The sequence below is a fragment of the Pseudomonas sp. HY2-MNA-CIBAN-0224 genome (assembly GCF_040310285.1).
Classification (GTDB): Bacteria; Pseudomonadota; Gammaproteobacteria; order Pseudomonadales; family Pseudomonadaceae; genus Aquipseudomonas; species Aquipseudomonas helleri.
Genome location: NZ_JBEOPQ010000498.1, coordinates 1 through 274 on the forward strand (window position 1 = coordinate 1; position 274 = coordinate 274).

Here is a 274-nt window from a genome sequence, read left to right on the forward strand (position 1 = left end):
GCAATGTACATTGCTGGTCATGAAGACCGTGGTACAGGTATTTTTGAGGGTAATAGCGGTAACAGCCAAGATGAACCTAATACTTATGATGTGCTCAGTGCGGGTGGCTATTATGAATATGGAGCAAAGACGACTCCAGCAAGGGTAAGAGTTAATGCTAAATACTTTAGCAAGGAATACAGTAATTTTGAAACAGTTACCCAATATCGTAATTATGAAAACACTACTTTAGGGACTACACTTTATTATGATACCCATTCAGCAACCAGTATTT

General features: G+C 38.3%; 1 protein-coding gene. It reads left to right on the forward strand.

The genetic code is table 11. The features are described from left to right. Window positions 1-274 (forward strand): hypothetical protein (locus AAEZ03_RS27310; RefSeq protein WP_350582973.1); only part of this gene is annotated, 274 nt, incomplete at both ends.